The sequence below is a fragment of the Azospirillum sp. TSH100 genome, from assembly GCF_004923295.1.
Lineage (GTDB): Bacteria > Pseudomonadota > Alphaproteobacteria > Azospirillales > Azospirillaceae > Azospirillum.
This window is the reverse complement of record NZ_CP039635.1, coordinates 639,818-653,334: the sequence shown is the minus strand read 5'-3', so window position 1 is coordinate 653,334 and position 13,517 is coordinate 639,818. Positions and strand designations below refer to the sequence as shown.

Genomic DNA, 13,517 nt, shown 5'->3' with positions numbered 1-13,517 from the left:
AACGAGATCGTTGCAAAAGAGCCTACAGGATTACATCGACGCGGCGCCGATCGGCTTCTTCCAATGGCGCCTTTATCTTCTCTGCTTTCTCTGCGCGCTGTTGGACGGGTTCGATACACAGGCGATTGCCTATACCGGCCCGTCGATTGCCAAAACCTTCGGGCTTGCCCCCAAAGGCGGGTTGGCCGGCATTCTGATGGCCGGCACCATCGGAATGATGGTGGGAGCGATGACGCTGGGTCCGATCGGTGATCGTCTCGGCCGCAAGCCTGCCATTCTCTCCGCGCTGTTTCTATTCGGCATCAGCTCACTGGCCACTGGCTTTGCCACCGCTCCAGAGCACGTCGTCGTGCTGCGCTTCCTCGCCGGCCTCGGCATGGGCGGAATGACGCCGGTTCTGCTGGCGCTGGTTGCCGAATACAGCCCGGTTCGCCGGCGCGGAACCGTGATGACCGGTATTCTGCTGGGCCTCCCGGCCGGGGCGATGCTGGGTGGGCTGTTGGCCTCCTCCTGGCTGCCGGCGATTGGTTGGGAAGGCATCTTCTTCGCTGGCGGAGTGGCCCCCCTGTGTCTTCTGGCGGTGGCCGGACTTCTTCTCCCGGAATCGCCGCACTTCCTGGTGGCCCAGGATCAGGAGCGGAACCGTGACCAAATCCAGCGGCTGCTGGAGAGGACGACCGGTGAACGGCCTGCGCCCGGCATCAGCTTTCTCGTTCCGGCGCGCCTGGAAAAATCGCGTGTGTCAGCCCTGCTGGCGCCGGAATGGCGGCTGCGGACGCTGGCCATCTGGGCGACGTATTTCTTCAATTGGATCGCTTGGTACATGTTGCTGCTGTGGCTGCCGACCGTGCTGATCTCCACCGGTCTGGCGACCGAACGGGCTGCTCTTGGTACGGTGACGGTCAACGGCGTCTTCATCGCCTGCGCTATCCCGCTGTCGATCACCCTGGCGCGGCTTGATGTTCGGGGCATCCTCCTCGCCATGTTCGCCTGCGGCGTTGCCACCTGCTTGGCTCTGGCCTTCGCTGCCGGCGACAATTGGACATTGGTGTTCGTGCTGGTGGGGACGACCGGATTCGGTGTCGGTGGCCAGCAGATCGCGCTCAATTACCTGATCGCCAACATTTACCCGACCAGTTTGCGAGCCACTGGCACAGGCTGGGCGATCGGCATGGGGCGCGTGGGCTCGATCATCGGTTCGGCAGCAGGCGGCTGGTTCCTCCAAACCGGGGGGATCGCCGGTTACTACGTTGCCATAGCCATCCCGCTGCTGATTGCAGCGCTGGCCGTGGGGCTGATCCGTATCCGTAGGGAGCCTGTCGGTCGAGAAGCTTTGTCCGCGGCACACTGATCTGCGTCGGACAGGCTGGTCAGTCTTCTCGGTTTCCATCAAACCTGAACAAGAGAGGAAGGGGCATTGTCACGGGAATGGTCGCGGCTCGCCGGCCGTGACGTTATCCTCCTCGGATGTCGCCGCTCTCGTTTGCCCACCATCAGTTCCCGCCCACGATCATCCAGCATGCAATCTGGCTTCTATCTCCGGTTCACGCTGAGCTACCGGGATGTCGAGGAGCTACTGGCCGAACGCGGCGTGGAGGTGTCCTACGAGACCGTCCGCCGCTGGGTCCTGAAGTTTGGGCCGGCCATCGCCCGCACCCTGCGCACCTTCCGGGCGCAGGCCCTGGCCGCTTGGCAATTCGCGACAGCATCTGCGTAAGCAAATGTCGAACTGGGGGTGTTCTGCACCCCGGCTCAGTTCCCGTGACAGTGCCGGAAAATGGTCAACGGCGTCTCCCCTACGATGCCGCCCCTCCATCCGCGATCCCGCCTCGCTGCAACAACGTCGCTTGGTCAGCCATTTTCAAACACGGTTGTGGCGGACCATTTTATGGTTCCCGCGAGTGCATTATATGGGTGCTCTCGTAACACTTTATGGTTCCATCCAGACCCGCCATGCGCTTCGACCTGACCGACCTGCGGCTGTTCCTGCACATTGTCGAGACCGGCAGCATCACCGCCGGGGCGGAGCGCAGCGCCATGGCGCTCGCGTCGGCCAGCGCGCGGGTCCGAGGGATGGAGGAGGCGCTGGGCATCCCGCTGCTGGAACGCTTCCGCCGCGGCGTCCGCCCCACTCCGGCCGGCCGCGCCGTGGTCCATCACGCCCGCCTCGTCCTTCACCAGCTTGAGCGCATGCGTGGCGAACTGGCGGAATACGCCAAGGGGCTGAAGGGCCATGTCCGGCTGCTCTCCAACACCGCGGCGATCAACGAATTCCTGCCCGACGCGCTCGCCGGCTTCCTGGCCGACAATCCCAGCATCGACATCGACCTGGAGGAGCGGCCGAGCCACGCCATCGTCGAGGCGGTGGCCGCCGGGCTGGCCGACCTGGGCGTCGTCGCCGACATGGTCGATCTCGGCGGGCTGGAAACCCGCCCCTTCCGCAGCGACCGGCTGGTCGCCGTCCTGCCGCAGTCGCACCGGCTGGCGGACCGCGACCGAATATCCTTCGCCGATCTGCTGGACGAACCCTTCGTCGGCCTCAGTGCCGGCAGCGCCCTGCAGGAGTATCTGAACAGCCACGCCACCCGCGCCGGGCGCAGCCTGTCCTACCGCGTGCGGGTGCGCGGGCCGGTGGCGCTGTGCCGGCTGGTCGAACGCGGCGTCGGCGTCGGCATCGTGCCGGAAACCGCGGCGCTGCGGGCGCTCGACAGCGGGGATCTGCGCGTCATGCCGCTGAGCGACCCGTGGGCGCCCCGCCTGCTGGTGCTGTGCGCCCGCAATTTTGCCGATCTTTCCGCCCATGCCCGCCGGCTGGTCGATAGCTTGTCCGAAAACGCCCCGGCGCCGATCTGAAACGCCGTTCAGTCAGTATCGCTTACCTTTTTCTGCCGCGCTTTTCCTGGTTTTCCGCCGACTTGCCGGCAGGGCGGCCATCCCACCGAATCGAGTCGGTCCGCCCCCGCTCCGTTCCCTCCCCGATCCACCGGCGGATGCGGCGGATCGGCGCTGTGCGCCTTTGCCGCGGCGTCGCCGATGGCGGAGATGTGAATGCGCCATGGATAAATTCGGCGAGTATGTGACTGGATTGTCCGAATCTTTGGAGAAATACCTCCAAAGGGGGGCGAATCGCCGCTTGGTCAGAAGTCCTGCCGTTTATTTGCCGTCGAAAAGCCGGCAGGGGGGTGGTACTACCAATCAAAAGAATACCCGACCAAAGCCCCCCCGAGAGGAGACATCAACCATCATGCGTACGGCGACGAAGGATCTGGCGGGCGACTTGCGGCAGCAACTGGCCGAACTGGTGCGCAGCCGGGTTCCGAACGCGCGGGCGGAGCGCTTCGTGAAGCGCTTCTATGCCAACGTGCCTCCCGACGACCTGCTGCGCGGCACGCCGGAACAGCTTTACGGCGCCGCTCTCGCCATGTGGCAGTGGGGCCAGCAGCGCGAAGCCGGCAAGCCCAAGGTGCGGGTCTACGCGCCGCGGCTGGACGAGCATGGCTGGCAGTCCGAACGCTCGGTGGTGGAGATCGTCAACGACGACATGCCCTTCCTGGTCGATTCCGTCACGGCGGAGCTGAACCGGCAGGGCGTCACCGTCCACCTCATCATCCATCCCGTCACCCGCGTCGTCCGCGACGCCGAGGGCCGCATCGTCGAGCTGCTGGAGCCCGGTGAAGAAGCCGACGGCGCCCACGACGAATCCTTCATGCACTGCTCGATCGACCCGCTGTCGGACCCGGCCGCCCAGGCCCGTCTGCGCGAGGGCATCGAGCGGGTGCTGACCGACGTCCGCGCCGCGGTGGAGGACTGGACGCCGATGCGCGAGCGCGTCCGCAGCGCCCGGACCGACATCGCCAACGCCCCCGACAGCGAGGAGTCCAAGGAGGCCGCAGACTTCCTGACCTGGGTCGACGACGGCAACATGACCCTGCTGGGCAGCCGGCTCTACACCGCCACCGTCGGCGGCGACGGCCGCGATCCCTGGCTGGAGCTGGTGGAGGGCAGCGGGTTGGGCGTGCTGCGCGACCCGGAAATCACCGTGTTCGACGAACACGGCCATGCCGCCGTGCTGCCGGAGGAAATCCGCGCCTTCCTGCACCAGCCGCGCGCGCTTCTGGTGACCAAGGGCACCCGGCAGGCCACCGTCCACCGCTCGGTCCCGCTCGACGCCATTCTGGTCAAGCGCTTCGACGAGCAGGGCAAGGTGGCCGGCGTCACCCTGGCGGTCGGCCTGTTCACCTCGGTCGCCTACAACCGCAGCCCGCGCGAGATCCCGTTCCTGCGCCGCAAGGTCGCCCGCGTGATGACGCGCGCCGGCTTCGACCCGTCGGGCCATGACGGCAAGGCGCTGCTGAACATCCTGGAGACCTACCCGCGCGACGAGCTGTTCCAGACGCCGTCGGACGAGCTGTTCGAGACGGCGCTCGGCATCCTGCACCTTCAGGAACGCCAGCGCCTCGCCCTGTTCGTGCGCCGCGACCCGTTCGAGCGCTTCGTCTCCGCCCTGGTCTTCGTGCCGCGCGACCGCTACGACACGGCACTGCGCCGCAAGATCCAGTCGGTGCTGGAAACCGCCTTCCACGGCACCTGCACCTCCTACTTCACCCAGCTGTCGGACAGCGCGCTCGCCCGCCTGCACCTGATGGTGAAGACGGAGCCGGGCAAGATCCCCGTCGCCGACATCAGCGAGATCGAGGCACGGCTGGTCCAGGTCTCGCGCGGCTGGGCCGACCGCATCCGCGACGCGCTGGTCGAGGCGCTGGGCGAGGAAACCGGCAACGCCCGCCTGCGCCGCTACGCCGACGCCTTCCCCGCCGGCTACCGCGAGACCTTCACGGCGGAGGCCGCGGTCCACGACATCGACCGCATTGAACGCGTGCTGGCCGAACAGCGCCTCGGCATCGTCCTGTTCCATCCGCTGGAGGCCGACGGCGACGAGCTGCACGTCAAGATCTACCACCAGGGCCGGCCGGTGCCGCTGTCCGACGTGCTGCCGATGCTGGAGCACATGGACCTGAAGGTCATCACCGAGCAGCCCTACGAGGTCCGTCCCGCCGGCGGCGCCACCCCGGCCCAGTCGGTCTGGATCCACGACTTCGCCGCCCGCACCCAGAACGGAATGCCGGTCGACTGCGTCAAGGTCAAGCAGACCTTCCAGGAGGCTTTCGCCGACATCTGGGACGGCCGGATGGAGGATGACGGCTTCAACCGCCTGGTTCTGCGCGCCGGTCTGGCCGGCCGCGAGGTGACGATCCTGCGCGCCTATGCCAAGTACCTGAAGCAGGCCCGCTTCGCCTATGCCCAGGACACCATCGAGACGACGCTGGCCGCCCATCCGCAGACGGCGCGGCTGCTGTCCCGCCTGTTCGCCGCCCGCTTCGACCCGGCCAACCGCACGGAGGAAGCGCCGATCCTGGAGCAGATCGAGGACGCGCTGGACGCCGTCACCAATCTGGACGACGACCGCATCCTGCGCCGCTTCGTCAACCTGATCCGCGCCACCCTGCGCACCAACGCCTACCAGACCGGCCCGGACGGGGCGCCGAAGCCGCATCTGTCCTTCAAGCTCGACAGCGGCTCGATCGATGAACTGCCGCTGCCGCGTCCGTGGGTGGAGGTCTTCGTCTACAGCCCGCGCATGGAAGGCGTCCATCTGCGCGGCGGCAAGGTGGCGCGCGGCGGCATCCGCTGGTCCGACCGCCGCGAGGATTTCCGCACCGAGATCCTCGGGCTGATGAAGGCGCAGATGGTGAAGAACACCGTCATCGTGCCGGTCGGCTCCAAGGGCGGCTTCGTCGTCAAGCGTCCCCCGCCCGTGAGCGCCGGCCGCGAGGCGGCGCTCGCCGAAGGCATCGAGTGCTACAAGACGCTGATGCGCGGCCTGCTCGACATCACCGACAATCTGGCCGCCGACGGCTCGGTGATCCCGGCCAGGGACGTGGTGCGCCATGACGCCGACGATCCCTATCTGGTGGTCGCCGCCGACAAGGGCACGGCCACCTTCTCCGACATCGCCAACGGCGTGTCGGTCGACCACGGCTTCTGGCTGGGCGACGCCTTCGCCTCGGGCGGCTCGGCCGGCTACGACCACAAGGTGATGGGCATCACCGCCCGTGGCGCCTGGGAATCGGTGAAGCGCCATTTCCGCGAGATGGGGACCGACATCCAGACCACCGACTTCACCGTGGTCGGCGTCGGCGACATGTCGGGCGACGTGTTCGGCAACGGCATGCTGCTGTCGAAGCACATCCGGCTGCTGGCCGCCTTCGACCACCGCCACATCTTCCTCGACCCCGATCCCGACCCCGCGATCAGCTGGGAGGAGCGCAACCGGCTGTTCGCCCTGCCCCGCTCCTCCTGGGCCGATTACGACCGCTCCAGGCTGTCCGCCGGCGCCATGATCGTCGAGCGCAGCGCCAAGACGGTGGAGCTGACGGCGGAGGTCCGCGCCCGCTTCGGCATCGAGCAGGCCCACCTGTCGCCGGTCGAGCTGATGCGCCGCCTGCTGACGGCCGAGGTCGACCTGCTGTGGTTCGGCGGCATCGGCACCTACATCAAGGCCTCGACCGAGACCAACGCCGAGGCCGGCGACAAGGCCAACGACGCGCTGCGCATCGACGGCGGCCAGATCCGCGCCAAGGTGATCGGCGAGGGCGCCAATCTCGGCGTCACCCAGCGCGGCCGCATCGAAGCGGCGCAGAAGGGCCGCGACGGCCGCGGCGTGCGGCTGAACACCGACGCCATCGACAATTCGGCCGGCGTCGACACCTCCGACCACGAGGTGAACATCAAGATCCTGCTGGGCGACGTCATGGCGCGGGGCGACATGACGCTGAAGCAGCGCGACACCCTGCTGGCCGCCATGACCGACGAGGTGGCGGGGCTGGTGCTGGCCGACAATTACCGCCAGACCCAGGCCCTGACCATCGCCGAGGCGCAAGGCCCGGCATTGCTGGAGGCCCAGCTGCGCTTCATGCGCAACCTGGAGCGCAACGGCCGGCTGAACCGCGCCATCGAGTATCTGCCAACCGACGAGGAGCTGGCCCAGCGCATGGCCGAACGGCGCGGTCTGACCCGGCCGGAACTGGCGGTGCTGCTGGCCTACGCCAAGATCACGCTGTACGACGATCTGCTGGCGTCCGAACTGCCGGACGATCCGGCGACGGTCGAGGATCTGCTGCGCTATTTCCCGCAGCCGCTGCGCGAGGGCCAGCGCGAGGCGATCTTCCGCCACCGCCTGCGCCGCGAGATCATCGCCACCGCCGTCACCAACAGCCTGGTCAACCGCGTCGGCCCCACCTTCGTCCGCGACATGGTGGAGAAGACCGGCCTCGGCCCGGCGGACGTCGCCCGCGCCTATGCCATCGCGCGGGACGTGTTCCAGCTTCGCCCGCTGTGGGATGCCATCGACGGATTGGACACTGTCGTGCCGGCGGCCTTGCAGACGGCGCTGATGCTGGAGACCATCCAGCTGCTGGACCGCGCGGTGGCCTGGTTCCTGGCCCACAGCCCGCACCCGCTGGATCTCGGCCGCGAGTCCGCCGCCTTCCGTCCGGGAGTGGAGGCGCTCGCCGCCGGCCTCGACCGCTTCCTCGACGCAGAGGAATCCTCGCGCCTCGCCATCCGCATCGCCGATGCGATGGCCCAGGGCGTGCCGGAGGATCTGGCCCGCCGCATCGCCGCCTTGCCGGTCCTGGCCGCCGCCCCGGATCTGGTGCGGATCGCCGAGCGCACCGGCCGTGCGGTGGAAGGCGTCGCCTCGGTCTATTTCGGGCTCGGCCGCCGCTTCGGCCTGGAATGGCTGCGCGACCGTGCCAGCGGTGCCAAGGTCGACAACCACTGGCAGCGTCAGGCGGTCGCCGCGATCATCGACGACCTGTTCGCCCACCAGAGTGCCTTGACCGTGCGCGTGCTGGAAAGCGAGGGCGACGAGGCCGCGGCGGTCGATGGCTGGATCGCCAGCCGCACGCTGGTGGTGGAGCGGGTCGAGCAGCTTCTGGCCGAACTGCGCGCCCAGCCGGCGGTCGATCTCGCCATGCTGGCTGTCGCAAATCGGCAGCTGCGCGGCCTGATTGCCGGGTAACAGGAGCGGGTAATGGTGTCACAGGGATAGGAGACCCTCGGTTCGGACGGCCCGGCTGCACTGTCCTGCGCAGCCGGACCTCCGGAACGCCGGTGCCTTTGCAGGCACGTTCGGGCACCGGCTTTCAGTCTCCTCGCCTCGGGCGGATCCACCTCACCGTGGATCCGCCCATTTTCTTTTCGGGGGCGTCTCCCCGCTTGCGGCAAGAAAAGGCCCTCTCCCGGTGCTCTCAGCGGATCTTCGATCCGCCTGACGCCGGCAGCACAAACAAAGTTTGTGCGAGAGGCGGAAGAGGGAATCATATGTGATGGCTCTCTGAACCGTCGCCGGCTTTCCAACTCGAAAGCAACCCTTGCGATCTATCGCCCCGCAGACGACTCAACCGCCGATGCGGCCGGGATGGTCGCTGTCCAGCAGCGCCTCCACATGATCGCAGAGCGGGCCGAGCAGCGCCGGCCAGTCATTGTCGGTCCGCTCCAGGAACGCCGTGCGCATGCGGTCGCGCTCTGCGGCCACCCCTGCCGGACCCAGCTCGTGGAAGATGTGCCGCAGGTTTTCCCGGTTCGCCTGCTGCCGCGCCGGATCATAGGACCAGCCGAAGCGCGGGTTGCCCGCCCCGTCCCACCAGTCGTCATGGCCGTAGATGGCGAAGCCCGACAACAGATACTCGATCATGTTGATCGGCCCGGTCTCCGAGTAGGAGGTGTTGCCGACGATCAGGAAATTCTGGCGCAGGAAGGCCATCAGGTCGGCGCGGTCCTTCGGCACATGGGCGGCGACGCTGAAATCGCTGTTCTCCTGCAAACCGAGGTCGCGCAGGGTCTGGATCAGCTCCGCCGAGTTCTTCCGCGGGCCGGCATGATAGACCAGCATCCGCACCTTCGGCGGCGGCGGAACGCCGGCGGCGAGGCGGGAAAACTCCACCTTGTCGATCGGATGCGGATGCACCGACAGGTGCCGCACCAGCGACGCCATTTGGTCGTGACAGGCCGCCACCTGCGGATCGCGGGAGGCGACGCGGCGGATGGCGACATCGTTGCTCAGCACCAGTGCCGCATACTGGCCGCGCATCCACTCTTCGGTCTCGCGCACGGAATCCACCGGCGCGTCCAGCCCGAAGCGGCGGAAGGCGGCGAAGCGCCACTTGTCGACGTCGAAGTTGGAATTCTCGATCAGGACCGAGCGCTTCCAGCCCTTCAGCGCCGGATGCGGCAGGAAGGACACCAGCACGTCGCGCCCCGCCGGCTCCAGCGGCGCCCCCCAGGCCGAGAAGCGCACCCGCCCCCCGAAGCGGCCTTGCAGCGCCTCGAAGACATGGCGGCTCAGCTGGGCATGCCAGTGCAGCGTCTTCGGATAGGCGTCCGGCGGCTGCGGGAAGGAGACGTGAATGATCGGGTCGGTCATCGCCGCTCCCCCATGCTGGCGGCCGCCAGGGCCAGGATGCGCCGGGCGGCGTCGGCCGGGTCGATGGCGGTGATGCAATGCGCCTCGGCCGCCAGACAGGACACGGCGCAGGGCGGCACCGGTGCTTCCGGACGCAGGACCAGCGCCCGCTGCTCGTGCCCGCCGGTCCAGGGCCGGAAGCGTTCCGGCGCATGGAAATGGTTGGGATCGCCGCCGACCGGATGGCAGGAGAACACCGCCACCGGCACCCCCGCCGCCGCGGCCAGATGGGCGGGGGCGGAATCCATGGTGATCGCCAACGCCGCCTCCGCCATCACCCCCGCGGCGACGCGCAGCGGGGTGGCGCCGGTCAGGTCGATGGTGCGTCCGGGAAGCGCCGCCGCCAGCACAGTGGCCGCCGGCCGCTGCGCCAACGTGCCCAGCACGGCGACGCGCGCATCAAGCCCCGCCACGACGGCGGAAACCACGGCGGCGAGCCGCCCGGCCGGATACTCCCGGCGCGGGCTCGCCGCCCCCGGCGCCACCGCGATCAGCGGCCGGCCATCTCCGGACCCCAGAAGCCGCCGCGCCTCCTCGCGGTCCTCCGCCGTCAGCGTCAGCTCCAGCGGCCCCAGATCCGGGGCGGCGCCCAGCGCCTCCAGCAGGGCGGCGTTCTGCTCCACCTCGTGCCGCCCCGGCGGCGGGGCCAGCGCCAGCCCATAGGCGCGGTCGAAACCCTGGTTGCCGTCGGCCTTCCACGGCGTGACCCGCTCGGAGAAACCGGCGACCAGCTTCGCCCGGCTGTTGGCGGCGAGCGTCGTCGCGCCATGCCGGTCAAAGTCGTAGCGCGGCACCAGCGCCAGATCGAAGCCGGCGCGGTAGCATTCGGCGAACAGCGTCAGCCCGCCGGGGGTGATGCCGCGGAAGTCGATGCCGCCGCCCTCCTTCGGCCGCGGCGCCACCACCCCGTCGACCCAGCGGCAGGTCAGGGCCAGATCGGCCACCGCCTCGCGCACCGCCAGCAGGATGCGCGCCTGCGGGGCGGCGGCGCGCAGGCCGCGCAGGAAGGGGGTCGCCATCACGAAGTCGCCCGCCTCGTCCAGCTTGACGACCAGGATGCTGCGCACGCTCGCCAGATCGCAGACGCTCATGCCCGCCCCTCCCCGTCCGCCACGTCGAAGGCCACCGGCGGCAAACCGGCGCACCAGCGGCGCCATGCCGTGCGATAGCCCGCCTCCACCGCGCGGGCATAGCCGGTCTCGTCCATCAGCGCCGACCGCCGCATCCGCTCGCGCAACTCCGCCCGTTGGGCATCGAGGAACCCACGGTCGGTCGCCAGCCGGACGCCCTGCGCCAGATAGCCGTCATCGTCCTCCGTCACCAGCTCTTCCATCCCGACCGCATCGAGCAGCGTCGCCCCCCAATGGCCGATCATGGTCGGCCCGGTCTGGTTCAGCACCGGCACGCCCATCCACAGCGCGTCGCAGATCGTCGTCCCGCCATTGGCGAAGACGGGATCGAGCGCCACGTCGATGGTGACGTAATCCTGATAGGGATCCGGGGTGATGCCGCGCAGCTCCAGCCGCTCCGCCCCGATTCCGTGCCGGGCGAAGGCGTCCAGCAGGCGCCGGTCGGCACCGCCGCCGCTGCCCAGTCCCCGCCATTTCAGCACCAGCGTCGCCGTCTGCACCGCCGCCAGCAGTCTCGCCCACAGCGCGATGGTGGCGGCGTTCACCTTGGTGATGTTGTTGAAGGACCCGAAGGTGATGTGGCCGTTGCGCTCCACCGGCGGCAGCGAAGGCGGCGCGAAGGCTGACTCGGCCGGGCGGTAGCACAGCACGCAGCCGGGCAGCCGGATCAGCTTCTCGACATGCAGCGCGTCCGCTCCCGGCGGCGCCACGCGGGGATCGGTGATCTGGTAGTCGACGGCGCTCAGCCCCGTGGTGTTGGGATAGAGCGGCAGGCTGACCTGAACCGGCGCCGGCCGGCGCGCCATCAGCGCCATGCGGTTGCGCGACATGTGGCCGCCGGCATCGACCAGGATGTCGATGCGGTCCTCCCGGATCCGGCGGTCGAGCTCCTCGTCGGACAGGGCCGCCACATCGCGCCAGCGGTCGGCCGCCGCCTGGAAGCGCTCGGTGGTGGCGTCGCGGCTGCGGTCGTTGTGATAGCAGGTGACCTCCACCGCCCGGCGGTCGTGCCCCTCGATCAGCGGCAGCAGGAAATGATAGCCCGGCCCCGGATAGCGCTGGAAATCCGGCGACAGGTAGCCGACGCGCAGCCGACGCTCCGGATCGCGGCTCTCCACCGCATGCGGCGCGGCAGGGACCGCCGGCAGATGGCGCTCGAAGGCCCGGTGTTCGCGGAAGACCTCCAGCGGATCGGCACGGTCGTCGAAGCACAGGCAGAACAGCATGTTGGAGCGGATCGCCGCATCCTCCGGCGCCCGGTCGAGCGCCGCGCGGAAAGCCGCAACCGCCTCTCCGTGCAGCCCCAGCGCCATCCAGGCGACGCCAAGGTTGGAGTTGGCGAGCGCCGATTGTCCCGGATCGCCGAGCCGCCTCGCCCGCTCCAGCGGCGGGATCGCCTCCTCCGCCGCGTTGGCGTCCAGCCGCAGCGTGCCGATGTTGACCCAGGCCGCCGCATCCTCGGGCATCAGCGCCAGCGCCCTGCGGTGCCAGGACAGCGCCTCCTGCGGCCGCAAGGCCAGCTGGAAGGCCGATCCGGCATTGGCGGTCAGCGCCGCGTCGCCGGGGGCCACCCGCACCGCGCGCAGGCTCCACCGCGTCGCCCCCTCCACCCCCAGCGTCGCCCGCGCCAGTCCCAGCCCCGACAGCGCCAGCCCGGAGGCCGGCGCCAGAGCCAGCGCATGGCGGTAAGCCCGCTCCGCGAGCGCCGTCCACCGGCCATAAAGGCGCCCGGCCAGCGCCAGCACCAGCTCGTCCACCAGCGGCTCCAGCCTGACCAGCCGCGTCAGCCAGACCGGCTCCCGCGTTGGCCGGCTGTCCGAGCTGCCCAGCAGCCGCAGCGCCGCCGGTTGGCCGGGAACCAGCGCCAGCAGCCGGCGGGCAGCCGCCATCGCCTCTCTCCCATCGCCCAGCCGCTGGCGCAGCTGCATGCATTGCTCCAGCGGCTCCACCATCTGCGGTGCCAGTTGCACAAGGTCGCGGAAGGCAATCGCCGCCTCCGGGATCCGGCCGGCATCGCGCAGGGCCGCCCCCCGGTTGAAGGCCGCCAGCACCCGATGCGGCTCCAGCCTCGCAGCCCGCCCGTACCAGCTGGCTGCCGGCAGGAAGCGCCCGCCGTCGTACAGAACGTCGCCCAGGCTCGCGGCGCTCTCGGCCTCCGCCGGCTCCAGCGCCATCACGCGTTGAAGCGCCTGCGCCGCCGGACCCTGCTGCCCCGCCTGCGTCAGCACCGCCGCCAGCATCCGCGGCAGCGACGGATCGAGCGGCGCCAGCCGGGCTGCGGATCGGAAGGCCGTCGCCGCCTCCGCCCAACGTTCCGCCGCCTCCATCAGCCGGCCCAGATTGGCATGGAAGACCGCCTGCTTCGGATCGGCCTTCACCGCCTGCCGGATCCGGTCGATCCCCTCCGCCAGCGCCCCGGTCTGCGCCTTGATCAGTCCCGACAGATGCAGCGCGTCCGCCTGTCTCGGCAGCCGCTTCAGCACCTGCTCGTAGAGCGTCGCCGCCTCGGCCAGCTGGCCGTTCTGATGATGGGTGACGGCACGGGTCAGCAGCGCCTGTGCGTCGGCGGTGCCGGTCGGACGATGCGTCGGGCGATGGTTCGGTTTCATCCGCGTTCGGCACTCTCTGGTGGTCCGGCGGATAATGCTGGTCGGTCGTCGCCCCGACAAGCGACACTTCAAGCAACAGCCGGCGCTGCCGGTCGGCCAACACCTCTGCCAATGCCGCCTCCCGGGCGCGGGTGCGGCGGCGCTGCTCCTCCGTGCGGGCGCGCAGCTGCTGTTCCTGACGCAGGCGGCCGGCAAGCCGCCGCAGATCGTCGGCGGCGCGGCTTTCCGTCGCCGGCGGCAGGGCGCCCAGCG

The 13,517-nt window shown here is 69.4% G+C and carries 6 protein-coding genes and 1 pseudogene; 4 read left to right on the top strand and 3 right to left on the bottom strand.

Annotated elements, in window-relative coordinates; all coding sequences use genetic code 11:
- The first annotated feature begins 10 nt into the window (after positions 1-10).
- The 4 genes and pseudogenes from E6C72_RS15455 to E6C72_RS15440 all read left to right on the top strand — a co-directional run bounded on the left by E6C72_RS15455 (position 11) and on the right by E6C72_RS15440 (position 8,083).
- Entirely contained in the window at positions 11-1,351 is a 1,341-nt protein-coding gene (locus E6C72_RS15455) for an MFS transporter (protein WP_109083832.1), read from the top strand.
- A 116-nt stretch (positions 1,352-1,467) separates the two neighbouring features.
- A pseudogene (locus tag E6C72_RS15450) lies at positions 1,468-1,693 on the top strand (IS6 family transposase); the annotation flags it as partial.
- Between the two features lie 260 nt (positions 1,694-1,953).
- Positions 1,954-2,853, top strand: coding sequence for a LysR family transcriptional regulator (locus E6C72_RS15445; protein ID WP_109083833.1), 900 nt, complete (start codon positions 1,954-1,956; stop codon positions 2,851-2,853).
- Positions 2,854-3,244: 391 nt separating this feature from the next.
- Positions 3,245-8,083: an NAD-glutamate dehydrogenase gene (locus tag E6C72_RS15440; RefSeq protein WP_109083834.1), complete on the top strand. Its 4,839-nt coding sequence runs from the start codon at positions 3,245-3,247 to the stop codon at positions 8,081-8,083.
- Between the two features lie 378 nt (positions 8,084-8,461).
- Here E6C72_RS15440 and E6C72_RS15435 read toward each other — a convergent pair whose 3' ends face one another.
- The 3 genes from E6C72_RS15435 to E6C72_RS32630 are packed head-to-tail and all read right to left on the bottom strand — an operon-like array spanning position 8,462 to position 13,265.
- Positions 8,462-9,487, bottom strand: a complete 1,026-nt coding sequence (locus tag E6C72_RS15435; protein WP_109083835.1) for a hypothetical protein — start codon at positions 9,485-9,487, stop codon at positions 8,462-8,464.
- Complete coding sequence (locus E6C72_RS15430; RefSeq protein WP_109083836.1) at positions 9,484-10,617, bottom strand: glycosyltransferase family 9 protein; 1,134 nt, start codon at positions 10,615-10,617, stop codon at positions 9,484-9,486. The genes E6C72_RS15435 and E6C72_RS15430 overlap by 4 nt, the downstream gene beginning before the upstream one ends.
- Complete coding sequence (locus E6C72_RS32630; RefSeq protein WP_282183280.1) at positions 10,614-13,265, bottom strand: tetratricopeptide repeat protein; 2,652 nt, start codon at positions 13,263-13,265, stop codon at positions 10,614-10,616. The genes E6C72_RS15430 and E6C72_RS32630 overlap by 4 nt, the downstream gene beginning before the upstream one ends.
- Positions 13,266-13,517: the final 252 nt, after the last annotated feature.